A 24,866-nucleotide genomic window follows, 5' to 3' on the forward strand; every position below is an offset into this window, starting at 1 on the left:
TGATGGCATTCAAAAAGATCGTAATCAAAACGCGTGAAGGACAGGCCAAGTCGTCGCCGATCGCGCGTTTGCGGTTCTATTTCGAGGACCGCCCCCGCGCCCTGCTGGGCAGCGTGCTCGGGGTAGGCTGCATTATCGGCCTTGCTGGCGGCATTGGCGCCAGCGCGCTGAATGATTCCCGGCTGCAGGCCAAGGTCGAGCGCCAGGATGCGGAACTGGCCAAGGTCAAGCGCGACGCGCAGACCCAGGTCAACGCGCTGGCGGCACGCCTCGGCGAGCTGCAGGCGCAGGCTACCCGCCTGAACGCCCTTGGCGAACGGCTGACCCAGATGGGCAAGCTGGAAGACGGCGAGTTCGACTTCAACGAGACGCCTGGCCTCGGTGACGGCGATGCCGGCGGCCCGACCAGCGACATCCCGGTCAAGGACGTCAACGCCGACTTACAGGTGCTGGAGCAGCGTTTCGCTGCTTCAGGCCGCCAGTTGTCGGTGATGGAATCGCTGATGTTCGACCACCAGCTGCAGCAGAACGCCGTGCCGTCGCGCATGCCGATCCGCAACAGCTACGTGACCTCCGGCTTCGGCACCCGTGCCGACCCGTTCGGCCGCGGTGCCGCCACCCACAAGGGCATGGACTTCCACGCCAAGGTCGGCGACCCGGTGATGGCCGTGGCCGAAGGCGTGGTCAGCTTCGCCGGCGTGAAGGGCGGCTACGGCAACGTGGTCGATGTCGACCACGGTAATGGCTACGTCACCCGCTACGCGCACAATTCGCGCCTGGTGGTGAAGGCCGGTGACCTGGTCCGTGCCGGGCAGGAAGTGGCCAAGGCCGGTTCCACCGGTCGTTCGACCGGCGCACACGTGCACTTCGAGGTGTGGGAGAACGGCAACGTGGTCAACCCGCGCAAGTTCCTCGGCGACGGCGGCAACACGCCGGTCGGCCGCATCAGCCGCGGCTGATGCCCGGGTCGGATCCCTTCCGCGCCGCGGGAGGGCTCTGACCCGATGCGGTTGATCTGGTAGTGCCGGCCGCTGGCCGGCAACCCGCGACGCTGCCGAAGATCATGAGGTTGCCGGCCAGCGGCCGGCACTACCCCCTCGGGGTTGAAACCTCAGCCGCCCGTCCCAAGCTACAATGGGTGTTGCCATCGACAGGGCGCCAGGCGCCCTGTTTCGTTTGCGGCGGACGGATCCCAAGGGGGAGGCCGGGCGTCGTGTCCATCCAACCCGGTTCCTTCAATGATCAACAGCCTGCTTACCCGCGTATTTGGCAGTCGTAACGAACGACAGCTGCGCCAGCTCAACCGCATCGTCGCCAAGATCAATGCGCTGGAGCCGGAGATCGAGAAGCTTTCCGACGAGCAGCTTCAGGCCAAGACGCCGGAGTTCAAGCAGCGCATCGCCGATGGTGAAGCCCTGGACAAGGTGCTGCCGGAAGCCTTCGCGGTCTGCCGTGAAGCCGGCCGCCGCGTGCTGGGCATGCGCCACTACGACGTGCAGCTGATCGGCGGCATGGTGCTTCACCTGGGCAAGATCGCAGAAATGCGCACCGGTGAAGGCAAGACCCTGGTGGCGACCCTGCCGGTGTACCTCAACGCGCTGGAAGGCAAGGGCGTGCACGTGGTCACCGTGAACGACTACCTGGCCCGCCGCGACGCCGCGCAGATGGGCAAGCTGTACAACTGGCTGGGCCTGAGCGTGGGCGTGGTCTACCCGGGCATGCCGCACAGCGACAAGCGCGAAGCCTACGCCGCCGACATCACCTACGGCACCAACAACGAATTCGGTTTCGACTACCTGCGCGACAACATGGCGCTGTCCAAGGCCGACCGCTACCAGCGCGGCCTGCACTACGCCATCGTCGACGAAGTCGACTCCATCCTGATCGACGAAGCGCGTACCCCGTTGATCATCTCCGGCCCGGCCGACGATTCCCCGGAGCTGTACATCCGTGTCAACCGCGTCGTGCCGCACCTGGTCAAGCAGGAAGCGGAAGACGGCGAGGGCGACTTCTGGGTCGACGAGAAGGGCAAGCAGGTGCACCTGTCCGAAGCGGGCATGGAGCACGCCGAGCAGCTGCTGGTGGAAGCCGGCATCCTCAACGGCGAAACCGAAGGCCTGTACGCGGCGCAGAACCTGACCGTGGTCCACCATCTCAACGCCGCCCTGCGCGCGCACGCGATCTACCAGCGTGACGTTGACTACATCGTGCGCGACGGCGAAGTGGTCATCGTCGACGAGTTCACCGGCCGTACCCTGGCCGGCCGCCGCTGGTCCGATGGCCTGCACCAGGCGGTGGAAGCGAAGGAAGGCGTGCCGGTCCAGCGCGAGAACCAGACGCTGGCGAGCATCACCTTCCAGAACCTGTTCCGCATGTACAAGAAGCTGTCCGGCATGACCGGCACGGCCGATACCGAAGCCTTCGAGTTCCAGAGCATCTACGGCCTGGAAGTGGTGGTGATCCCGACCAACCGCCCGACCATCCGCAAGGACAGCCCGGACCAGGTGTTCCTCAACCGCAAGGGCAAGTTCAATGCGGTGCTGGCCGACATCGAAGAGTGCGCCAAGCGCGGCCAGCCGGTGCTGGTCGGTACCACCTCGATTGAAACTTCGGAAATGCTGTCCGAGCACCTGAGCAAGGCCGGTGTGAAGCACGAAGTGCTCAATGCCAAGCAGCACGACCGCGAAGCGACCATCGTCGCCAACGCCGGCCGTCCGGGCGCGGTGACCATCGCCACCAACATGGCCGGCCGTGGTACCGACATCGTGCTGGGCGGTTCGTTGGAAGCAGAGCTCCACGCGCTGGGCGAGGACGCGACCGACGAGCAGAAGGCCGCGGTCAAGGCCGACTGGCAGAAGCGCCACGAGGCAGTGAAGGCGGCGGGCGGCCTGCACATCGTCGGCACCGAGCGCCATGAGTCGCGCCGTATCGACAACCAGTTGCGTGGCCGTTCGGGCCGCCAGGGTGACCCGGGTTCGTCCCGCTTCTACCTGTCGCTGGAAGACAACCTGATGCGCATCTTCGCCTCCGACTGGGTGCAGAAGGCCATGCGCATGATGGGCATGAAGGAAGACGACGTCATCGAAGACCGCCTGGTCAGCCGCCAGATCGAGAAGGCGCAGCGCAAGGTCGAGGCCCACAACTTCGACATCCGCAAGAACCTGCTGGACTTCGACGACGTCAACAACGACCAGCGCAAGGTGATCTACGCCCAGCGCGACGAACTGCTGGACGCCGAGTCGGTGAAGGACAACGTCGACGGTATCCGCGACGATGTGATCTTCGACGTGGTGGCCCGCTTCGTGCCGCCGAACTCGATCGACGAGCAGTGGGACCTGCGTGGCCTGGAAGCGACCCTGGAGTCGGACTTCGGCCTGCAGATGTCGCTGACCGACCTGGTCAAGGAACACGAGGAGCTGGACGCCGAGGCGATTGCCGCCAAGGTGCAGGAACGCGTCAACCAGCACTTCGCCGAGAAGGAAGCCGGCGTGGGCGAAGAGACCATGCGCGCGCTGGAGAAGCACGTGATGCTGACCGTGCTGGACCAGAGCTGGAAGGAGCACCTGGCGCGCATGGATTACCTGCGCCAGGGCATCTACCTGCGTGGTTACGCGCAGAAGCAGCCGAAGCAGGAATACAAGAAGGAAGCCTTCGAGCTGTTCTCGGACATGCTGGAAAACGTCAAGCGCGAAGTGGTGACCCTGCTGTCGCGCGTGCGTATCCGCAGCGACGAGGAAGTGCAGGCGCTGGAAGCGGCCGAACGCCAGCAGGCCGAAGCCCGCCTGAGCCAGTCGCAGTTCCAGCACCAGGACGTGGGCGGCTACAGCGCCGACGAGGAAGCCGCGCAGGTGCAGGCTGCCCAGCAGGGCGTGGCGCAGATGCAGCGCGACGAGCCGAAGATCGGCCGCAACGATCCGTGCCCGTGCGGCAGTGGCAAGAAGTACAAGCACTGCCACGGCCAGCTGAGCTGATGCCGAAGAGCCCCGCGAAAGCGGGGCTTTTCGTTTGTGGCAGGGGAGTTGCAGCGGATCCGTGATTGCGCCGGCCGCCCTGTTCTGGGCATGCTTCCCCCATGCCTTCCCCCACCCGATCGATCCATGTCGTGGCCGCCGTCATCACCGACGCCCGTGGCCGCGTGTTGCTCAACCGCCGTACCGAGAACCGCGACATGGCCGGCCTGTGGGAGTTTCCCGGCGGCAAACGCGAATCCGGCGAGACCTCCGAACAGGCGCTGGTGCGCGAGCTGCGCGAGGAACTGGGCATCGAGGCCGATGTCGGCGAGTGGCTGATGGATGTGCCGCAGCGCTATCCGGACAAGCACCTAACCTTGGAGGTGCGCCATGTGCGCAGCTGGAAGGGGACGCCGCGTGGGCGGGAGGGCCAGGCAATCACCTGGGTGGCGCCGGACAAGCTGGGCCGCTATTCAATGCCACCGGCCGACCTGCCGGTGGTGGCTGCCCTGCGCCAGCCCGACAGCTACCTGATCACCCCGGCGCCGGCCGATGATGAGGGCGGCGTGCAGCATTGGCATGAACAGCTGCAGCGCGTGGTGGCCGCGGGCCAGCAGCGCATCCAGCTGCGGTTGCCGACGGCGCATCCGCAGCGGCAGGCGATGGTCGAACAGGCCGTGCGCGCGCATCGTCGCAGTGGGGTGCAGTGGCTGCTCAATCGCGATATCGAACTGGCGCGTGCGTTGGGCGTGGGCGTACACCTGGGCAGCGAGCAGTTGCAGGAACTGTCGCAGCGTCCACTTCCCGAAGGCCAGCTGGTGGCCGCATCCTGCCACGACCTGCAGCAGCTGCAGGCCGCACAGCAGCTGGGCTGCGACTTCGCCGTGCTGGGCCCGGTGCAGGCCACGGCCAGCCATCCGGACGCGGTACCGCTGGGCTGGGACGCGTTCGCCGAGCTGCGCGCGCAGGTGTCACTGCCGATCTATGCGCTGGGCGGCGTGGGTCGCGGTCACATCGCCGAAGCGCGTCGCCATGGCGGGCAGGGCATTGCCGCCATTCGCGGGCTGTGGCCAGAGTGAGCCGGCATGCGGGGTCAGATCCCTGCGCAGCAGGGCTCTGGCCCCTCCCGATCACAGCGTGATCCAGAAACACCCATACTGCCGCCGCAGCCCAAGCACCGTCGAAGCGCGCGCCACGCTGCCCGGCAACGTCTGCTCCAGGCGCAGGCCGACCGGATGGCGCACGGCCGGCGGCTCAGGGTCGGACCCCTGCGCAGCAGGGCTCTGACCCTCCTCCGGCACTGCGACCTGGTCCTGCCGCGGATACACCGGCACCACGTCCACCAGCGGCCGCCGCGCCAACGATTCCAGTTGGCCGAGAATGCGCTGCGCGCCCGCGTCGGACACCGAGCCCCACAGGTACAGCGAGGACAGCCGATTGACGTCGTTGCTGAGGATGCCGTTGCGCAATGCGTCCACGAGCTCGCTCAGCCGGCGCGGGCAGCGTGCACCCAGCGTGTCGCGCGCTGCGGTATTGCCGGTCGGGGAGGGCGGCGGCAGCCGTGACCGTGCACCCACGCTGTCGCAGGGCCGGTCGGTGTACACGCTCTGGCCCTGCGCATCGGTGCAGCGGTTCAGGCGCGTGGACTGTGCGTGGGCGACGCTCGACAGCACGCATAGCGGCAGCAGCAACAGCAGGAAGGAAAGCCGGATCATCCTCGCAGGGTAGCGCCGATCCGGTCCGCATGGCGTGCTTTCAGCCGTGCAGCAGCTTCAGCACCGAGGTGGTCGGCTTGGCCAGGTTCAAGGTGTAGAAGTGCAGGCCGGGCGCGCCGCCTTCGATCAGGCGCTGGCACAGCCGGGCCACCACTTCCGTGCCGAATGCACGTACCGACTCGGCGTCATCGCCGTAGGCCTGCATCTTGCGGCCGATCCAGCGCGGAATCTCCGCACCGCACTGTTCGGAGAAGCGGCGCAGCTGGCTGAAGTTGGCGATCGGCATGATGCCGGGCGTGATCGGCACCTGCACGCCGAGCCGGCGCACTTCATCGACGAAGTGGAAGTAGGCATCCGGGTTGAAGAAGTACTGGGTGATCGCCGCATCGGCACCGGCATCGATCTTGGCCTTGAAGTGCTTCAGGTCAGCCAGCGCATCGGTCGCCTGCGGATGCGTTTCCGGATACGCGCCCACTTCGATGTGGAACGCATCGCCGTGCTCGGTGCGGATGAAGTCGATCAGCTCGGCGGCGTAGCGCATGTCGCCGGGGAAGCCCATGCCCGAGGGAAGGTCACCTCGCAGCGCGACCAGACGACGGCAGCCGATGGCGCGGTACAGCTTGAGCAGTTCGCGGATCTCCTGGCGGGTGCCGCCCACGCACGACAGGTGCGGCGCGGCATCGAACCCATGGTGCTGGTTGAGGTGGCGCACGGTCTCGGAGGTGTAGCTCAGGGTCGAGCCACCGGCGCCGAAGGTACACGACACGTATTCGGGGGCGTAGTCCTTCAGCTTGGCCGCAGCACGGTCCAGCTGGCTGCGCTGTTCGTCGGTCTTGGGCGGATAGAACTCGAAGCTGATGGCGGTCATGGCGCGGATGGCGGCGGTCGGTGCGAAACAGTATATCTCTTCATCAAGATGGATGCATGAGAATTGCGTGAGAGCCCGCCGTCCCCGGCCCGCGACCGTTCGCCCCGCCGTGCGGCCGCTGCTCCGAAATCGCAACCGGGGTGCCTCCGCCAGGCCCACGCTGCTCCCATCCCGGCACCACCCACCCAATGAAGGAGCAGACGATGAAGATCTTCCTGGCACTCTGGTACGCAATGAAGGCCCTGGCCCGGCTGGCGATGATCGGCATGGCGATGGCCGTGCTCGGTTCCGGCTCGGCGCATGCGGCGGCCGCCACCGGCACCGGCAAGGTGCAGGTCGAGGTGGTCGGCAAGGGCCGTCCGCTGCTGATGATCCCCGGCCTGAACAGCAGCGCCGAGGTCTGGCGCGAGACCTGCCTGGCGCTGAAGGACGTGCAGTGCCATCTGGTGCAGCTGCCGGGCTTTGCCGGCGCTGCGCCCGCCGACCCGCGCCCGGCCGAATTCCTGCCGGCCATGCGCGGGCAGCTGCTGGCCTACCTGCATGACCAACAGCTGGGCCCGGTGGTGGTGATCGGCCACAGTCTTGGCGGCCTGCTGGGGCTGCAGATGGCGCAGGCCGAGCCGAAGGCAGTCAGTGCGCTGGTGGTGATCGACGCATTGCCGTTCCTGCCGGCCGCGCGTGACCCGAACGCCACCGCAGACAGCGTGCGGCCAATGGCCGACCAGCTGCGCAAGGGCATGCTCGCCGCCGATGCCGCGCAGTGGCAGGCGCAGCTGAAGGCCGGCCTGCCGGGCATGACCCGCGATCCACAGCGGCAGGCCGAGCTGGGGCGCTGGGGCGAAGCCAGCGACCGCCAGACCACCGCTGACGCCATGCATGCGGTGATGACCACCGACCTGCGTGACAACATCGCCTCGATCACCGCACCGACGCTGGTGCTGGGCAGCTGGGCCGGCTACCAGCCGATGGGCGGCACCGAGGACAGCACGCGCGCGGTGTTCCAGGCGCAGTACGCGAAACTGCGGGGCGTGCAGATCGCGATGAGCGCGCAGGGTTTCCACTTCCTGATGTGGGATGATCCGCGCTGGCTGCGCGGTCAGGTGCAGGCCTTCCTCGACCACCACCACTGAGTTTCAACACGCCTCGGAATGGACATGCCGGATTCCTCCTCGACGGTACGCTTCTGGCTGCTCAATGCGCTGGTGTGGGCGCTCTATGGCGTTGCCGGAATCGGCCTGCGCCAGGCCTATTTCAGCGATGCCGGAAGCGCAGGCGTGTTGATCACGCTGGGCCTGGCGTTGGCCCTGTTCGGGTGCAGCGGTGCCATCCGCGCGCTGGCGCTGCGTGCCGACTGGTGGGCGCGCGGCACGGCCGGGCTGTTGCTGCGGCTGGCGCTGTCGGTGGCATTGGGCGCGGCAGTGGCGCAGCTGCTGGTGAACATCGCGCTGCACTCGGCGCTGGCCTGGAACTGGGTGAGCCTGGGGCGGCAGACGGCCGACTTCAGCCCCAAGGCGCTGCTGCTTTACTGGTACACCACTGCGGTGATGCTGGCCCTGTGGGCAGCGCTCTGGGCAGGCCTGCACAGCCTGCGCCGGATACGCAGTGCGGAACTGGCCCGCCTGCGCGCCGAGGCCGAGCGCAGCGCGCTGGAGCGCGATGCACTGCGTGCACGGCTCAACCCGCATTTCATGTTCAATGCGCTGAACAACCTGCGCGCGCTGATCCTGGAAGATCCTGAGCGTGCGCGCGACATGGTCACCCGCCTGTCGCGCACGCTGCGCCAGGCGCTGGCACACAACCGCAGCGAGCAGGTCACCCTGGCCGAGGAACTGGCGGTCGTGGACGACTACCTGGCCATCGAGGCAGTCCACTTCGAACAGCGCCTGCAGGTGAACCGGCAGATCGATGCCGACGCCCTGCAGGCACAACTACCGGCGATGGCGCTGCAGCTGCTGGTGGAAAACGCGATCAAGCATGGCATCGCCAGCCGCCCGGGCGGCGGTGAGGTGCAGATCCGTGCCACGCTGGACAATGATGTGCTGCGTCTGCAGGTCGACAATCCGCTGGGCAGCGCCAACGAGCCTGCCCATGGCCATGGCGTCGGCCTTGCCTACCTGCGTGCGCAGCTCGGCACGCAGGGGAGTTTCATGCTGCAGCCGGTCGGCGACCGCATGCAGGCCCTGCTGGAGATTCCGCAATGAGTGGCGTGCTGCGTGTGTTGATCGTTGATGATGCACGGCTGGCGCGGCAGGAGCTGCGCACGCTGTTGTCGGCGCTGCCATGGGTGCAGTGCGTGGGCGAGGCCGACGATGTGCCCGCTGCACGCGAGGCGATCGCCACACTGGCGCCAGACCTGGTGCTGCTGGATGTGCAGATGCCCTCCGGCAGCGGCTTCGATGTGCTGGATGGGCTGGAGACGGTTCCGGCGGTGGTCTTCGTTACTGCCTACGACACCTACGCGGTGCGCGCGTTCCAGGCCAATGCGCTGGATTATCTGGTGAAGCCGGTCGAGGCGCCGCGCTTGCTGGAAGCGTTGCAGCGGGCGCGCCAGCGCGAGGTGGTGGCGGGCGAAACGCCGGAGCCGCGCAGCACGCTGGGCGCGCAGGACCAGGTGTTTGTGCGCGAGGGCGAACGCTGCTGGTTCGTCGCGGTCTCGGAGATCCGTCGGCTGGTGGTGGATGGCAACTACACACGGCTATGGTTCCGCGACCAGAACGCCCTGCTGACCCGCAGCCTGAGCGCGCTGGAAGCACGCCTGCCGCCGGAGTTGTTCTTCCGCGCCAACCGCAACACGCTGGTCAACCTGCGCCGCATTCGTGGCGTGACGCCCAGCATTGCAGATGGCTACGATCTGGCGCTGGACGACGGCAGCGAGGTGGAGGTATCGCGGCGGCAGGCACGTGAACTGCGCGAGCGGATGGCGTTGTAGCTGCCGCTACAGCTCGGCACTGACCGGGCTGGTGATGAATCCCCACAGCAGGCGTGCCATCACTGCGGGCGAGCGTGCCTGCCTGCGCGCATAAGTCTGTAGCGCATCCAGCCGCGGGCGGTCATAGAGGTGGCCGGCCAGCAGCACGGCATGCACGCGGCGGGTATTGGCGATGTCGTGCAGCGGGTTGCCATCAAGCAGCACCAGGTCTGCGGCTTTGCCGACCTCGACGCTTCCATGCGATGCCTGCCGTTGCAGATGACGTGCGGCCTGCAGCGTAGCTGCGCGCAGCACGTCGGCCTGGCTCAGGCCGGCCTGTCGCAGCCACTGCAGTTCATCGTGGTAGCGGAAGCCGCCCAATCCGGTATCGGTGCCGACCAGCACGGTGACGCCGGCACGATGGGCCGCACCGGTGAGAGCCAGGCCATGCTCGAAGTAGGTCTTCAGTGCGTCTTGGCCGCGTCGGCCGGGATAGCGCGCTGCGGTGGCCTGCAGGTCATCACGCCACGCCCAGCGTGAAAGCGGGTCCAGATAGGCCAGGCGCGGATCGTCGACGAAGGCGGGGTCGCTTGCGCGTGCATCTTCTTCGCGGGTGACATGGGTCGGTACGAACGCGGCACCGCTGGCCTGCATCAAAGCGAACGCCTTGTTGCAGAGCGTGGGCTGATAGCTGGCAACCATGCGTTCGGCCAATACGATCGGGTCTTCGCCGTCGAGCGTGCCACCGCGCCATGCCGCCGCGTTGTCGAAGCAGTGGCGCACGAACAGATGGGCGTGCTCGAAGCTGCGCTGGCCCGCCTGCACCGCGTCGTCCAGAGGCACCGCCTTGGGCAGGTGGCCGACCAACGGACGGCGCAGCTGCTGCGCCTCGGTGGCCAGCCGCTGATAGGTGTCCGCACGCAGCCGGTTGTAGACCTTCAGCGCGTCGACCCCGCGCGCGCTGTACGTCCGTGCACGCGCAGCGGCGGCCTCCGGCGTGAGTGACGGATCTTCGAAGTAGAAACTGGCGATCTGTACGAAGCGCGGTGCAACCTGCTGCCCGGCAATGGCCTGTGCGGTCCAGCGGCGCTTGTCGGCTACGCAGGCGATCAGCGGATCGGTGGTCTGCGGGCAGTCCATCATGTCGCGGGTGCCGGTGATGCCGTTGGCCAGCATCAGCGGGAACTGCAGCTGCGGCGACAATTGCAGTGCATGGGTGTGCATGTCCCAGAAACCGGGCAGCAGCCAGCGGCCGCCGGCGTCGAGCACGGGAAGCCGCGCGTCCTGCGGATCTTCCCCAATGGCAGTGATGGTGCCGTGGCGCACTGTCACGGTGGTGGGTTCGCTGACCTGGCCGCGCGCCACGTCCACCACCCGCGCGTTGACGATCACGCGGCTGTTGCCCGGCTCGGGCAACGGCGGAGCCGACAGCGGCCAGAGCAGAGCGGCGGCGAACAGCAATGGCGGCGCCAGCAGGAGGATGACCAGTACGATCGGCCACTGCCGACGGTGGGCGGAACGGGGCAATGCGCATGCTGCAGCCATGAGCCGGCGATCCATGTAGTGGGTCGCCCGCAGGGTGCTGCAAGCGGGACGCTGGCGCCAGTGACCATCGGCATCCGGCCCTGTCTGCCTCCGGGGCGGTTACCCTGTGCAGCAGAACTCCTGATCACACCCGCGCCATGTCCATCGTCCTCACCGATTTCGCCCGTCCCCGCCTGTTCCCGCGCGTGCCGCGTGGCAACACCATCCAGGACTGCACCGCCGAGCAGTTCGAGGCACATCTCAATGCGCATGCGCCACTGAAGGTACTCGACGGCTACGCCCCGTTCTGCAAGCTGTTCGTCTACGAGAACTGGACCAGCACGCGCTGCCTGACCGTACCGGTCACCGAGGCCAACCGCCACCTGCTGCGCAGTGGTTACGAAGCGCGCAACCGTGAGGAACTACCGGTGCTGGTGCGCTGGTTCGAGGGCGTGGAATCACCGCGTGCGAACTACCTGGTGGTGATCCTGTACAGCGCCGGGCAGCTGGCCAGGGAAGGCTCGCCGATCGAGGCCGACTGGGGCATCGTCGGCTGCATCTACACCGCCGAACCGGAAGAGGTACCGATGGCACCGATCACGATGATGCGCAATGCGCTGGGCGTGGACGAGGGCGGATCCGGCGTGCCGCTGGACCGCGAAGCCTACCGGCGTTCCGTCGAGTTCTGGGAGAACAACGCGAACTGGCGGCCGTGAGCAACATTTGTCATCCACGCATCGCGTGAATGTGCGGACCGCAGTAGAGCCACGCCATGCGTGGCCGCTTGGCCTTCAGGCAGCTTTCCATTCCCACCACGGGTAATGGTACTCGCGGTCGATGGCCTGCCAATGCTGGCCGCATTGCGTGCAGGCAACGGTGTGGCAGTCGCCCCAGCAGCCCTCAGCCTCTTCCACCGAGAGCAGCTGCATCTGTCCTTGTTCAATCAGGCGACGGGGATCGAAGAACGGGTAGCCGGGGTTGAGCGCGCACAGGCAACCCTCGCGTGCACGCCAGTAACGCAGCCGACGCAGGGCGGCCTTCAGATACGCCTGGTTGCTGATCAGCATGCCGCCAAGCGCGATGCCTTGGCAGCGTTGTTCGATCAGATCCACATGTGCGCTCAACGCGTCCAACGATGAGGCACTGAACAGTCGTGCGACCGTACGTGCGGCATCGGTGATGCGCGTTGCGTCGCGCGACAACAGGTCCTGCAGCAGCACATCGGCCTGTGCATCGTCGAGCCGGGGTATCGGCGCTGCAGACCACGGCCAGCGCATCAGCGTGACTTGCCGATGGCGGCGTAGTGGCCGGCGGTGAGGCGCAGCAGATCGGTGGGTGCCAGTTCCACTTCCAGGCCACGGCGTCCGGCGCTGACATGCAGCGCGGGCAGCGCTTCGGCACTGGCGTCCAGGAAGGTGCGCAGGCGCTTCTTCTGCCCGAGCGGGCTGATGCCACCCACCAGGTAACCGGTTGCGCGCTGCGCGGCGTCAGCAGCAGCCATCTCGCACTTCTTGCAGCCGGCGGCTTCGGCCAGTGCCTTCAGGTCCAGCTGGCCGGCCACCGGCACGATCGCCACCAGCAGTTCGTGTGTCTCGGTGCTGGCCAGCAGGGTCTTGAACACCTGGGCCGGATCGAGGCCGAGCTTGTCGACAGCTTCGCCGCCATACGATTCGGCGTGGGCGTCATGCACGTAGCTGCGCACGGTGTGGGCGATCTTCTCGCGCTTGAGCAGGTTGATGGCCGGGGTCATGTAGGCATGGTAGCGCGCGCTGGGCGCGTTGCCTTGACCGAGCCTACTGCCGGAGAGCATCCACGCATGGCGTGGATCTACCGTGGGGACTGGATGCGGGGTGTACGGCCACACGCAAACGCAGAACGGACGCCCGAAGGCGCCCGTTCCGTGGTGTTGCATGCACCGGCAGTGCCGGCCGCTGGCCGGCACCCCGCAGGCATCAGTAGCGGTAGTGGTCCGGCTTGAACGGGCCTTCCACCGGCACGCCGATGTAGTCGGCCTGTTCCTGGCTCAGGGTGGTCAGCTTCACGCCGATCTTCTCCAGGTGCAGTCGCGCCACTTCCTCGTCAAGCTTCTTCGGCAGCAGGTAGACCTTCTTCTCGTAGCTGTCCTTGTTCGCCCACAGGTCGATCTGTGCCAGGGTCTGGTTGGCGAAGCTGTTGGACATCACGAAGCTCGGGTGGCCGGTGGCGCAGCCCAGGTTCACCAGGCGGCCTTCGGCCAGCAGGAAGATCGCGTTGCCGTTCGGGAAGATGTACTTGTCCACCTGCGGCTTGATGTTGACGTGCTTGATGCCGGCGAACGACACCAGCGCATCGACCTGGATCTCGTTGTCGAAGTGGCCGATGTTGCAGACGATGGCCTGGTCCTTCATCGCGCTCAGGTGCTCGATGCGGATGATGTCCTTGTTACCGGTGGTGGTGACGTACAGGTCGGCACGGCCCAGGGTCGATTCGATGGTGTTGACTTCATAGCCTTCCATCGCCGCCTGCAGGGCGCAGATCGGGTCGATCTCGGTGACGATCACGCGCGCGCCGTAGGCACGCAGCGAGGCCGCGCAGCCCTTGCCGACGTCGCCGTAACCGCAGACCACGGCCACCTTGCCGGCCAGCATCACGTCCATCGCGCGCTTCAGGCCGTCGGCCAGCGACTCGCGGCAGCCGTACAGGTTGTCGAACTTGCTCTTGGTGACCGAGTCGTTGACGTTGATCGCCGGGATCAGCAGGGTGCCGGCCTGGGCCAGCTGGTACAGGCGGTGCACGCCGGTGGTGGTCTCTTCGGAGACGCCCTTCCAGTCCTTGACCACGCGGCCCCAGTAACCCGGGCGTTCCTTGGCGACGCGCTTGAGCAGGTTCTTGATGACCTGTTCTTCGTGCGAGGACGAGGCGGTGTTGACCCAGTCACTGCCGTTTTCCAGCTCGTAGCCCTTGTGAATCAGCAGGGTCACGTCACCGCCGTCGTCCACCACCAGCTCCGGGCCGGTCAGGGTGCCATCGGCCAGGGTGAAGGTCAGCGCGTCCAGGGTGCAGTCCCAGTACTCTTCCAGGGTCTCGCCCTTCCAGGCAAACACCGGGGTGCCGGTGGCCGCAATGGCGGCAGCGGCGTGGTCCTGGGTCGAGAAGATGTTGCACGAGGCCCAGCGCACGTCGGCGCCGATGTCCTTCAGGGTCTCGATCAGCACCGCGGTCTGGATGGTCATGTGCAGCGAGCCGGTCACGCGCACGCCCTTCAGCGGCAGCTCGGCTTGGTACTTGCGGCGGATCGACATCAGGCCCGGCATTTCGTGCTCGGCGATGTCCAGTTCCTTGCGGCCCCAGTCGGCCAGCGTGATATCGCGGATCTTGTAGTCACCTTCGGTGGAGAAGGTCTTGGCAACAGCGTTCATTCGTGTGCTCCGGTTGTGGACGAGCGGGTGCTCGCATCTAGCCGGGCGCCGTTGTTACAAAGCCACCTTACCGAGCCTGGCCGGGCCTCGTGGGATCCGGTCGCAGCGCCCCTCGGCAGGGGAGAACCCCCATTATATCGCGGCCCCGACGTGACATCCGGATGACCCAACCATCGGCAGATGGGGCCGCGTGCACGGCCTGTTAAGGTCGGTGTTTTCACGCATCACACAGGTGGAACGATGAGCATGCACGCGCGCCGTACTCGGCGCTGGACCGGCCTGGTCCTGTCGATGGGACTGCTGGCGGTGGCCCCGCTGGCCTGGGCCGCAGCGCCGCAGCCGGTGGCCGCACAGGCCCAGGGCGTCAACGGCTACGAACTGCCGTCGGCCGCGCTGCAGGCGGTGGTGGACGCGCCGCGTGCACCCTCGTTGTACCTGTCGCCGCGCCGCGACGTGGCCGCGATGATGCAGATGCCGTCGCTGCCTTCGATCCAGGTGGTGGCGCAGCCGGAACTGAAGCTGGCCGGCCTGCGCATCAACCCGCGCACGTTCTCCGACAGCCGCTTCAGCTTCGGCGAGAAGCTGTGGCTGATGAACGTGGCCGACGGCAAGGAGCGGCAGATCAGCGGCCTGCCTGCCAAGCTGTCGATCGCCAGTGTGACGTGGTCGCCGGACCAGAAGTGGCTGGCCTTCAACCAGGTCGACGCCGGCAGTGGCGCCAATGAACTGTGGCTGGTGGACGTGGCCGGCGGCAGCGCCCGTCGCCTGGTTGCCGGCCTGAACACGGTGATCGGCAGCGGCTACCAGTGGCTGCCGGACAGCCGCGGACTGGTGGTGTTCACCCGCCCGGCCAACCTCGGTGCGGCCCCGGCCGCCGACGGCATTCCGACCGGCCCGGCCGTGCAGCAGACCAGCCAGGGCGGCGGCGTGGTGTCGATCCGTACCTACCAGGACCTGCTTAAGAACGAGGCTGATGCGCGCCAGTTCGATTACTACGCGACCACCCAGCCGATGGAAGTCAGCCTGGATGGCACTACCCGCGCGATCGGCGCGGCCGGCATCTTCATGGGCTTCTCGGTGTCGCCGGATGGCCGCTTCGTGCTGCGCCAGCCGGTGCAGCGCCCGTATTCGTACGTGGTGCCGGTGGACAGCTTCCCGCGCCGCATTGAAGTGATCGACCGTGCCAGCGGCAAGCTGGTGCACACCGTGGCCGTGCGCCCGCTGGTGGAAGGGCTGCCGACCGGCAACGACGCCGAAGTGACCGGCGTGCGCGACATCCGCTGGCGCGGTGATGCCGACGCCACGCTGGTCTGGGCCGAAGCGCAGGACGGCGGCGACCCGAACAGGGACGCCAAGGTACGCGATGCGGTGCTGATGCAGGCCGCGCCGTTCGACAAACCGCCGGTCACCCTGGCCCAGCTTGGCAGTCGCCTGGCCGGCATCAGCTGGGGCCGCGGTGACCTGGCCCTGCTGACCGAATCGTGGTGGAAGACCCGCAGGACCAAGACCTGGTTGATCGCCCCGGACAACGCCGGTGCCGAGCCGCGCCTGCTTTGGGATCGAGACGGGCAGGACCGCTATTCCGATCCGGGCCGGCCGCTGTTGTCCAGCGACGACCGCGGGCGCTCGCTGCTGCAGACCAGCGCCGATGGCAGCAGCCTGTATCTGGCCGGTGCCGGTGCATCGCCGGAAGGCGATCGTCCGTTCGTGGACCGCTTCGACATCGCCACGGGCAAGGCAACCCGCCTGTTCCACTCGCAGGCGCCGAGCTATTCGCTGCCGGTGGCATTGCTGGACAACCAGGGCAGCTCGCTGCTGCTGAGCCGCGAGAGCCCGGACGAGCCGGCCAACTTCTACGTGCAGTCGCTGGCCGATGCTGGGAGCGCACCGCGCGCGCTGACCCACTTCGCCCATCCGTTGCCGCAGCTGAAGGGCGTGCAGAAGGAGCAGATCCGCTACAAGCGCAAGGACGGCGTCGACCTGACCGCGACTCTGCTGCTGCCGCCGGGCTACGACCCGAAGCGCGACGGCCCGCGCCCGCTGCTGATGTGGGCCTATCCGGGTGAGTTCAAGAGCGCAGCCGCGGCCAGCCAGGTGACCGATTCGCCGTACCGCTTCAATGCGGTCAGCTACTGGGGCCCGCAGGCGTTCCTGGCCAAGGGCTACGTGGTGCTGGCCAGCCCGTCGATGCCGATCATCGGCGAGGGTGACAAGGAGCCGAACGACACCTACATCGAACAGCTGGTGGCCAACGCGCAGGCAGCCGTGGATGAAGTGGTGCGCCGTGGCGTGACCGATCGCGATCACATCGCCATTGGTGGCCATTCCTACGGTGCGTTCATGACCGCCAACCTGCTGGCGCATACGCGCCTGTTCAAGGCGGGTATCGCGCGCAGCGGCGCCTACAACCGCACACTCACGCCGTTCGGCTTCCAGGCCGAGGAGCGCAACTACTGGCAGGCGCAGGACGTCTACCAGAAGATGGCGCCGTTCAACTACGCCGACAGGATCAAGGACCCGATCCTCTTCATCCACGGCGTGGACGACAACAACTCCGGCACCTTCCCGATCCAGAGCGAGCGCATGTTTGCTGCGGTGAAGGGCCTGGGTGGCACCGCGCGGCTGGTGATGCTGCCGAACGAATCGCACGCCTACCGCGCACGCGAATCGATCATGACCATGCTGGCCGAGAGCGAGCGCTGGCTGGAGCAGACCATCGGCCCGGCCGAGCAGGGCAAGGCGAAGAAGAAGCGCTGACCGGGCCCGGTAGTGCCGGCCGCTGGCCGGCAACCTCATGGAGCCATGCAACCTGAGGTTGCCGGCCAGCGGCCGGCACTACCAGATGAAACCATTTTTGCATCGCAGCACGACGCCCGATCTGGGATAGGCTTGGGGCCTGGATCCGTTGACCGAGGCCTGTGCGTCGCCGATGAACGAGTACCGCAGCAGCATCGAATTTGCTTCTCCCGATCTTCCGCTTCGCGATGATGTGCGCCGGCTTGGCGCACTGGTCGGCGACCTGCTGGTCGAACAGGTGTCGGCCGCGTTTCTTGATGACGTCGAGGACGTGCGTACCCGCGCCATCGCCCGTCGCGAAAACCAGGCGCCGCTGTCGGAGCTGGCCGATGGCCTGGCCGGGCGCACGCCGCAGCAGGCCGAGACCATGGTGCGGGCCTTCAGCACCTACTTCCAGGTGGTCAACATCGCCGAGCGCGTGCATCGCATCCGCCGCCGCCGCGATTACCAGCGCGCCGGTACCGCCGCGCCGCAGCCCGATGGCCTGCAGGATGCGCTGCAGCACCTGAAGGCACAGGGCGTGGGCCTGGACGAACTGGCGCAGTGGCTGCCGCGCATCGACATCGAACCGGTGTTCACCGCGCATCCGACCGAAGCGGTGCGCCGTGCGCTGCTGGAGAAGGAACAGCTGATGGTGGCCAGTCTGGTCGACGACCTCGACGGCCAGCGCACGCCGGGTGAAGCCGCCGCCGATGCCGCGCGCTTCCGCATGGCGCTCACCGCGTCGTGGCAGACCACCGATTCCTCACCGGTGCGGCCGACCGTCGATGACGAGCGCGAGCACGTCGGCTTCTATCTGGGGGAGGTGCTGTACCGGGTGATCCCGGTGCTGTACGAATCGCTGCAGCAGGCGCTGCGCGATACCTACGGCGAAGAACTGCCGCTGCCGCGCCTGCTGCGCTTTGGTACGTGGGTGGGCGGCGACATGGACGGCAACCCGAACGTGGATGCCACCACCATCCGCAACACGCTGGATGCGCAGCGGCAGGCGGTGCTCGGGCGCTACCAGAAGGAACTACTGCAGCTGGCCAGCCTGCTCAGCCAGTCCACCGAGCGGGTAGGGGTGAGCGATGCGCTGCAGGCGCGCGTGGCGCAGTACCAGCAGCTGCTGCCGCAGGTGCAGTCGCGCCCGCGCCATGCCGACATGCCGTACCGCCTGCTCAACGACCGCATGCGCGCGCGCCTTCAGGCCACGCTGGATGATGGCGAAGGCAACTACGCTGGCCCGGACGAGCTGATCGAGGATCTGCAGCTGATCCTCGACAGCCTGCGTGCGAACCGCGGCGAGCATGCCGGTGGCTTTGCCGTGCAGCGCCTGCTGTGGCGGGTGAAGACCTTCGGCTTCCATCTGGCGCGGTTGGACGTGCGCCAGGAGTCGAGCGTGCACGCGCGCGCGCTGGCCGCCGTGCTGGGCGGCGAGGAGGCCTGGCAGGCGCTGGATGCACTGGGTCGTGCGCGGCTGCTGGGCCCGCATGCCAGCGGTGAAACGGCATTGCCCAACGGTGACGACGAAGGCAACCAGCGGCTGGATGCGGTATTCGCGGCACTGGCCGATGCACGCGCACGCCATGGCGGTGATGCGCTGGGCAGCTACATCATCTCGATGGCACACGACCGCAGCGATGTGCTCGCGGTGCTGGCGCTGGCACGCCGTGGCGGGCTGGTGGAAGAGAACGGATCAGTGCCGCTGGATATCGCGCCGTTGTTTGAAACGGTGGACGACCTCAAGCGCGGTACCGCCACCCTGCGCGACCTGCTGGCGGACCCGGTGTACCGCGCCCATCTGCGTGCGCGCGGCGACGTGCAGATGGTGATGCTGGGTTATTCGGACAGCAGCAAGGACGGCGGTATCGCCGCCTCGCGCTGGGGCCTGCAGCGCGCGCAGGTGGAACTGCTGGAGGTGGCGGCCGAGGCGGGCATCCGGCTGACCTTCTTCCATGGCCGCGGCGGCTCGATCAGCCGTGGCGGTGGCAAGACCACGCACGCAGTCGACGCGTCGCCGCGCGGCAGCATCGACGGCCGCCTGCGGGTGACCGAGCAGGGCGAGGTGATCCATCGCAAATACGGCATTCGTGCGTTGGCGCTGCGTTCGCTGGAACAGGCCACCGGCGCGGTGCTGCGCGCCAGCCTGCGCCCGCGCGCGGCTGAGCCGCGCGAGGACGACTGGCGGCCGGTGATGGACGTGGTGTCCGCTGCCAGCAGCGAGGTCTACCGTGGCTTCGTCGGCCAGGCCGGCTTCATGGACTACTTCCGCACCGCCACGCCGATCGATGTGATCGAACGGATGACGCTGGGCTCGCGTCCGTCGCGCCGGCTCGGCCAGGACGCAGCACTGGGCAACCTGCGTGCGATTCCCTGGGTGTTCGCCTGGAGCCAGGCGCGTGCCGTCATTCCCGGTTGGTATGGCGTGGGCAGTGGCCTGCAGGCGGCGGTGGATGCCGGTCACGAGGGTACCTTGCGCGAGATGGCGCGCGACTGGCCGTTCTTCCGCACCTTCCTGGACGACATCGCGATGGTGCTGTCCAAGGGCGATATCACCATCGCCGAGCAGTTCTCGAAGCTGTCGGGCGAACTGCACGAACGCTTCTTCCCGCAGGTGCAGCGCGAGCTGGACCTGACCCGGCACTGGCTGCTGGCGTTGATGGACCAGCAGACGCTGCTGGACCACGACGCGCGGCTGGCGCTGTCGATCCGCCTGCGAAATCCCTACGTCGATCCGATCAGCGTGCTGCAGGTGGATCTGCTGCAGCGCTGGCGGGCCAGCGGCCGCGAGGACGACGACCTGCTGCGCGCGCTGGTTGCGTGCGTGAACGGTGTTTCGCAGGGCGTGCAGAACACCGGGTGAGGTGTAGCGGTAGTGCCGGCCGCTGGCCGGCAACCTCATGATGTTTGGCGGCACGCACGAGGTTGCCGGCCAGCGGCCGGCACTACCTCATTCCTCCGGCGACGGCGGGTTCGACGCCAGCAGTTCCAGATGGCGCTGTTCCATTTCCTGACGCAGCTGGCGGCGGATCTGTGCGGCGGCCTGGCGGCGCTTCTCGTCGGATGTGGCCGGCTGCAGGGGCGGCACCGGCGTCGGCCGGCCTTCCTCGTCCACCGCCACCATCGTGAAGAAGCAGCTGTTGGCGTGGCGCACGCTGCGCTTGAGGATGTCCTCGGCCACCACCTTGATGCCGATCTCCATCGACGAGGTGCCGGTGTAGTTCACCGAGGCCAGGAAGGTGACCAGTTCGCCCACCGCGATGGGCTGGCGGAACATCACCTGGTCCACCGACAGGGTGACTACGTAGCTGCCGGCGTAACGGCTGGCGCAGGCGTAGGCGACCTGGTCGAGCAGGCGCAGGATCGCACCACCGTGGACCTTGCCGGAGAAATTGGCCATTTCCGGCGACATCAGCACGGTCATGGACAGCTGGTGGGTTTTCAGTTCGGTCGACATGCGGCGGATTGTATCGGCAACCGCGCGATTGTTTCCGGAGGCCATGAAAAAGCCGGCCAGCGGCCGGCTCTACCAGAAAGCAGAAGGGCCGCTTGCGCGGCCCTTCTTCAAGGTCAGCCGACTAACAGTCGGCTCTACCGGTCGGCTCTACCCGCCGGCTTTACTTCAGCTTCGCATCGGCGCGCAGGGCGGCGGCGCGGTCGGTCTTCTCCCAGGAGAAGGCCGTGGCGTTGACGGTCTCGCCTTCGCCGTTGAGGTAGCTGAACTCCTTCGGCTTGCGGCCGAAGTGGCCATAGGCCGCGGTCTGCTGGTACATCGGGTGGATCAGGTCCAGCATCTTGATGATGCCGTACGGGCGCAGGTCGAAGTGCTTGCGGATCAGCTTCTCGATCTTGTCGTCGCTGATCTTGCCGGTGCCGAAGGTGGTGACCGAGATCGAGGTCGGCTCAGCCACGCCGATGGCGTAGGAGACCTGCACTTCGCAACGGTCGGCCAGGCCGGCGGCAACCACGTTCTTGGCGACGTAGCGGGCCGCGTAGGCCGCCGAACGATCGACCTTGGACGGATCCTTGCCGGAGAAGGCGCCACCACCGTGACGGGCCCAGCCGCCGTAGGTGTCGACGATGATCTTGCGGCCGGTCAGGCCGCAGTCGCCCACCGGGCCGCCGATCTCGAACTTGCCGGTCGGGTTGATGTGGAACTTGGTGCCCTTGTGCAGCCACTTGGCCGGCAGCACCGGCTTGATGATCTCTTCGCGGACGGCCTCGATGAGGTCCTTCTGCTTGATGCCCGGGGCATGCTGGGTCGACAGCACCACGGCGTCGATGGCCGAGACCACGCCGTTTTCATAGCGCAGGGTGACCTGGCTCTTGGCGTCCGGACGCAGCCACGACAGCGGCGAGTTCTTCTTCTTGCGGATCTTGGCCTGCTGCTCGACCAGGCGGTGCGACAGGTGGATCGCGGCCGGCATGTAGCTGTCGGTCTCGTTGGTGGCATAGCCGAACATCAGGCCCTGGTCGCCAGCGCCCATTTCTTCCGGCTTCTTGCGATCCACGCCCTGGGCGATGTGCGGCGACTGCTTGCCGATCAGGTTCAGCACGCCGCAGGTGGCGCCGTCGAAGCCGACGTCGGAGCTGTCATAGCCGATGTCCGTGATGACCTTGCGGGTCAGGGCTTCCAGGTCGATCCAGGCGCTGGTGGTGATTTCACCGGCCACGATGGCAACGCCGGTCTTGACCATGGTCTCGCAGGCCACGCGGGCGCGCTGGTCCTGGGTCAGGATCGCGTCCAGCACCGCATCGGAGATCTGGTCGGCAACCTTGTCCGGATGGCCTTCGGAGACCGACTCGGAGGTGAAGAGATAGCTGGACATCAGGCGTAATATCCCTTGATTCGGATGGAAAGATGGGCGCGCATGATACACGGGGTGCGCCGCCTGTGCATTGTGAACCTGTACCGGTTGCCGGTGGTTAAGCCCGCGTAGGCCCCGCAAGGGCCGTCCTGACGGGATTGGGCCCCGGCCTCGAGGCCCAGTGTTCCACCAGCGTGACAGCGGGGCGGGTGGCGAGGGGGGCGGTTGCGGCCTCCTCAGGCCGGGGACGACCGTCATCGTTCTGCCCCGAAACCGCCATCTGGCTGCCGCCTGCCGGGCGCAGGCTGTCGGCCAATCCGGCCGCCGGGCATGAGTGGATCCGCCATGCAGGAACTTGAACAGCGTCTCCAGCAACGCTTTCCCGATTGGTTCCATGGCCGTCGTGGCCAACTGGCGCGGCCATTGCTTCGCAGCGTCGGGCGCTGGTCGCGGTTGGACCAGATCGAAGCGTTCCTGCAGCGCAGTGCAGGATTGCGCGGATTCGGCTTCGTCGCCGCCGGGCTGGAGTTCATCGATGGCCAGTACCAGGTGGATCCGGCCGCGTTGGCGAAGATCCCGGCCACCGGTCGCTTGCTGATCGTCGCCAACCACCCGTCCGGCGCACTGGACGCGCTGGCCCTGCTGGACGCGGTCGGCCGCATCCGCCGCGATGTGCGGATCGTGGCCAACGACCTGCTGGGGGCGATCGCGCCACTGCAGGACCTGCTGTTGCCGGTGCGCATCCTCGGTGGCAAGGCCCAGCGTGGCAGCCTGCACGCTGTGGAGGAGGCGCTGGCCGCCGAGCAGTGCGTGATCGTGTTCCCGGCCGGCGAGGTCTCGCGGCTGTCGCTGCGCGGCATCCGTGATGGTCGCTGGCAGCGCGGTTTCGTCCGCTTTGCCCGTGCCGCCGGCGCGCCGGTGCTGCCGGTACGGGTGGAAGCGCGCAACTCGGCGCTGTTCTACGGCGCCTCGACCCTGTTCAAGCCGGCCGGCACCGCGCTGCTGGCGCGCGAGATGTTCACCCGCCGCGGCCGCCCGTTGCGGCTGAGCATCGGTGAGCCGATGCAGCTGGGCAAGGGCGGTGACCCGGGCGCGCAGCTGCTGGCCGTACGCCGCGCGCTGTATGCGCTGGGCCGCAATGGCGCGGCCGGCAATGCCGCTGCCTTCGCAGGCCCCGAGCCGCTGGCGGCCCCGGTGCCACCCTCGCAGGTCGCCGCTGGGATTGCCGCAGCCACCCAGCTGGGCCAGACCGCCGACGGCAAGCAGATTCTGCTGGCCACTTGTACTGCCGATTCGCCGCTGCTGCTGGAGCTGGGCCGCCTGCGCGAACTGACCTTCCGCCAGGTGGGCGAGGGCACTGGGCGCAGCCGGGACCTGGACGATTACGACCCGCAGTACGAGCACATCGTGATCTGGGACGCGGCCGCGCAGCGCATCGCCGGCGCGTACCGGATCATGCGCGGCGCCCATGCGCTGGCCCGGCACGGACTGTCCGGGCTCTACAGCGCGTCGCTGTTCCGCTATTCCGACGATGCCATCACCCACATCGCCGAAGGCCTGGAACTGGGCCGCAGCTTCGTGGTGCCCGACTACTGGGGCAGCCGCAGCCTGGACTACCTGTGGCAGGGCATCGGTGCCTACCTGCAGTGCCGGCCGGGTATCCGCTACCTGTTCGGCGCCGTGTCGATCAGCGCGGTGCTGCCACGCGATGCGCGCGAGCAGCTGGTGGCGTACTACCAGCGCTATTACGGCGGTACCGCCGGCCTGGCCGAATCGAACCGCCCGTTCCAGTACTTCGCCGCGCCGCCGAGTTTTGGCGAGCTGGATGCAGGCGCCGCGTTCGATGTGCTCAAGGCCAACCTGGCCGCACTCGGCACCGGCGTGCCGACGCTGTATCGCCAGTACACAGATCTGTGCGAACCCGGTGGCGCGCGCTTCCTCGCCTTCGGTGTCGACCCGGACTTCAGCGATTCGATCGACGGCCTGATCGAAGTGGACCTGTGCGCGATCCGGCCGAACAAGCGCAAACGCTACCTGCGCGATGCGGGGACGCCGGCATGAGCGTGCTGGCGAACCTGTCGCCGCACCGGCGCGCAGTGTTCGTCTCCGACGTGCACCTGGGTTCACGTCATTGCCATGCCACCGAACTGGCACGCTTTCTCTCGCAGCTGCGCTGTGAGCGTCTGTACCTGGTCGGCGACATCATCGACCTGTGGTGGATGGCCCATCGCCGTGCCAACTGGCGGCAGTCGCACAGCGAGGTCATCCAGGCCCTGCACGCGCTGCGCCGTGCCGGTACCGAGATCGTCTACATCCCCGGCAACCACGATGCCTCGCTGCGCCAGGTGTGCGGGCTGATGCTGCCAGCGATGCAGGTGCGCCGCCGCGCCATCCATGTGACCGCCGATGGCCGTCGCCTGCTGGTCGCGCACGGCGACGAGTACGACGGCGTGACCCACTTCGGCGGCCTTCAGGAAAAGTTCGGCGACTGGCTGTACTACCGCATCCTGACCGGCAACCAGGCGCTGAACGCGGTGCGGCGCCGGCTGGGCATGCGCTACTGGTCGCTGTCGGAATTCCTGAAGAAGCGCAGTGGTGCCGCCGAACGCTACATCGAGCGTTTCGTGCAGGCCGGGCTGGACGACGTGCGCCGGCGTGGTCTGGATGGCATCGTCTGTGGCCATATCCACCGCGCGGCGCTGGTCGAACGCGATGGCCTGGTCTACGCCAACGACGGCGACTGGGTGGAGAGCCTGACCGCACTGGCCGAAGACCACGATGGCGCGCTGCGCCTGCTCGATCACAATGGCCAGACCCTGGTGGAACTGCCGGGCGCGCGGCTGTCGCAGGCGGCGTAACCCGTTCCGTAGAGTCGACTGTCGCGCGTAGCGCGTGGTTTCCGCGGCCTGATGGGAGA

19 protein-coding genes and 1 riboswitch are annotated in these 24,866 nt (G+C 67.3%); of the genes, 11 read left to right on the top strand and 8 right to left on the bottom strand.

The window, feature by feature from the left end; all coding sequences use genetic code 11:
* The first annotated feature begins 2 nt into the window (after window positions 1-2).
* The 3 genes from AC5P7E_RS17350 (at window position 3) to AC5P7E_RS17360 (ending at window position 5,029) form a co-directional block, all read left to right on the top strand.
* Window positions 3-959 (top strand): M23 family metallopeptidase, encoded by a 957-nt coding sequence (locus tag AC5P7E_RS17350; RefSeq protein ID WP_005408087.1) that lies wholly within the window; start codon window positions 3-5, stop codon window positions 957-959.
* A gap of 279 nt (window positions 960-1,238) precedes the next feature.
* A complete protein-coding gene (gene secA, locus AC5P7E_RS17355) occupies window positions 1,239-3,971 on the top strand; it encodes a preprotein translocase subunit SecA (protein ID WP_005408088.1) in 2,733 nt (910 codons plus the stop codon).
* 101 nt (window positions 3,972-4,072) lie between these two features.
* Window positions 4,073-5,029, top strand: a complete 957-nt coding sequence (locus AC5P7E_RS17360; protein WP_049451416.1) for a Nudix family hydrolase — start codon at window positions 4,073-4,075, stop codon at window positions 5,027-5,029.
* 51 nt (window positions 5,030-5,080) lie between these two features.
* Here AC5P7E_RS17360 and AC5P7E_RS17365 read toward each other — a convergent pair whose 3' ends face one another.
* Both AC5P7E_RS17365 and metF read right to left on the bottom strand, forming a co-directional pair.
* Window positions 5,081-5,665, bottom strand: a complete 585-nt coding sequence (locus tag AC5P7E_RS17365; RefSeq protein ID WP_005408090.1) for a DUF4124 domain-containing protein — start codon at window positions 5,663-5,665, stop codon at window positions 5,081-5,083.
* A gap of 40 nt (window positions 5,666-5,705) precedes the next feature.
* Complete coding sequence (gene metF / locus AC5P7E_RS17370; protein WP_005412254.1) at window positions 5,706-6,533, bottom strand: methylenetetrahydrofolate reductase [NAD(P)H]; 828 nt, start codon at window positions 6,531-6,533, stop codon at window positions 5,706-5,708.
* Window positions 6,534-6,736: 203 nt separating this feature from the next.
* On the opposite strand from metF, the gene AC5P7E_RS17375 reads away from it, so the two are divergent.
* The 3 genes from AC5P7E_RS17375 to AC5P7E_RS17385 are packed head-to-tail and all read left to right on the top strand — an operon-like array spanning window position 6,737 to window position 9,462.
* Window positions 6,737-7,663: an alpha/beta fold hydrolase gene (locus AC5P7E_RS17375; protein ID WP_114619029.1), complete on the top strand. Its 927-nt coding sequence runs from the start codon at window positions 6,737-6,739 to the stop codon at window positions 7,661-7,663.
* 24 nt (window positions 7,664-7,687) lie between these two features.
* Window positions 7,688-8,734, top strand: a complete 1,047-nt coding sequence (locus AC5P7E_RS17380) for a sensor histidine kinase (RefSeq protein ID WP_114619034.1) — start codon at window positions 7,688-7,690, stop codon at window positions 8,732-8,734.
* On the top strand, window positions 8,731-9,462 hold the full coding sequence (locus AC5P7E_RS17385) for a LytR/AlgR family response regulator transcription factor (protein ID WP_005408094.1): 732 nt from the start codon (window positions 8,731-8,733) through the stop codon (window positions 9,460-9,462). Before AC5P7E_RS17380 ends, AC5P7E_RS17385 begins: the two co-directional genes overlap by 4 nt.
* A gap of 6 nt (window positions 9,463-9,468) precedes the next feature.
* On the opposite strand, the gene AC5P7E_RS17390 is transcribed toward AC5P7E_RS17385, so the two are convergent.
* Window positions 9,469-10,986 carry an amidohydrolase family protein gene (locus tag AC5P7E_RS17390; protein WP_099472878.1) on the bottom strand — a complete coding sequence of 506 codons (1,518 nt, stop codon included), beginning with the start codon at window positions 10,984-10,986 and terminating at the stop codon, window positions 9,469-9,471.
* Window positions 10,987-11,123: 137 nt separating this feature from the next.
* Here AC5P7E_RS17390 and AC5P7E_RS17395 point away from each other — a divergent pair, with 137 nt between their 5' ends.
* Window positions 11,124-11,681: a DUF3228 family protein gene (locus tag AC5P7E_RS17395; protein ID WP_099490442.1), complete on the top strand. Its 558-nt coding sequence runs from the start codon at window positions 11,124-11,126 to the stop codon at window positions 11,679-11,681.
* Window positions 11,682-11,756: 75 nt separating this feature from the next.
* Here the strand turns inward: AC5P7E_RS17395 and AC5P7E_RS17400 are convergent, their stop codons facing one another.
* The 3 genes from AC5P7E_RS17400 to ahcY form a co-directional block, all read right to left on the bottom strand.
* Complete coding sequence (locus AC5P7E_RS17400; protein WP_043035370.1) at window positions 11,757-12,242, bottom strand: hypothetical protein; 486 nt, start codon at window positions 12,240-12,242, stop codon at window positions 11,757-11,759.
* The gene (ybaK, locus tag AC5P7E_RS17405; RefSeq protein ID WP_099490444.1) at window positions 12,242-12,715 is read right to left on the bottom strand and encodes a Cys-tRNA(Pro) deacylase; all 474 of its coding nucleotides are present in this window, start codon (window positions 12,713-12,715) and stop codon (window positions 12,242-12,244) included. Before ybaK ends, AC5P7E_RS17400 begins: the two co-directional genes overlap by 1 nt.
* Before the next feature lie 202 nt (window positions 12,716-12,917).
* A complete protein-coding gene (ahcY, locus tag AC5P7E_RS17410; protein WP_004154241.1) occupies window positions 12,918-14,363 on the bottom strand; it encodes an adenosylhomocysteinase in 1,446 nt (481 codons plus the stop codon).
* A 36-nt stretch (window positions 14,364-14,399) separates the two neighbouring features.
* A riboswitch (S-adenosyl-L-homocysteine riboswitch) is annotated at window positions 14,400-14,483 on the bottom strand.
* Between the two features lie 120 nt (window positions 14,484-14,603).
* On the opposite strand from ahcY, the gene AC5P7E_RS17415 reads away from it, so the two are divergent.
* Window positions 14,604-17,120 (top strand): S9 family peptidase, encoded by a 2,517-nt coding sequence (locus tag AC5P7E_RS17415; RefSeq protein WP_043035372.1) that lies wholly within the window; start codon window positions 14,604-14,606, stop codon window positions 17,118-17,120.
* 172 nt (window positions 17,121-17,292) lie between these two features.
* Window positions 17,293-20,004, top strand: a complete 2,712-nt coding sequence (ppc, locus tag AC5P7E_RS17420; protein ID WP_329761715.1) for a phosphoenolpyruvate carboxylase — start codon at window positions 17,293-17,295, stop codon at window positions 20,002-20,004.
* Between the two features lie 87 nt (window positions 20,005-20,091).
* Here the strand turns inward: ppc and AC5P7E_RS17425 are convergent, their stop codons facing one another.
* Window positions 20,092-20,598 (bottom strand): acyl-CoA thioesterase, encoded by a 507-nt coding sequence (locus AC5P7E_RS17425; RefSeq protein ID WP_005415314.1) that lies wholly within the window; start codon window positions 20,596-20,598, stop codon window positions 20,092-20,094.
* A 160-nt stretch (window positions 20,599-20,758) separates the two neighbouring features.
* A complete protein-coding gene (metK, locus tag AC5P7E_RS17430; protein ID WP_005408103.1) occupies window positions 20,759-21,970 on the bottom strand; it encodes a methionine adenosyltransferase in 1,212 nt (403 codons plus the stop codon).
* A 324-nt stretch (window positions 21,971-22,294) separates the two neighbouring features.
* Here metK and olsF point away from each other — a divergent pair, with 324 nt between their 5' ends.
* Complete coding sequence (olsF, locus tag AC5P7E_RS17435; protein WP_114619031.1) at window positions 22,295-24,010, top strand: bifunctional ornithine lipid synthase OlsF; 1,716 nt, start codon at window positions 22,295-22,297, stop codon at window positions 24,008-24,010.
* A complete protein-coding gene (locus AC5P7E_RS17440) occupies window positions 24,007-24,807 on the top strand; it encodes a UDP-2,3-diacylglucosamine diphosphatase (protein ID WP_012479172.1) in 801 nt (266 codons plus the stop codon). Before olsF ends, AC5P7E_RS17440 begins: the two co-directional genes overlap by 4 nt.
* Window positions 24,808-24,866 lie beyond the last annotated feature (59 nt).

The organism is Stenotrophomonas sp. YJH_SMC_25 (genome assembly GCF_059369595.1).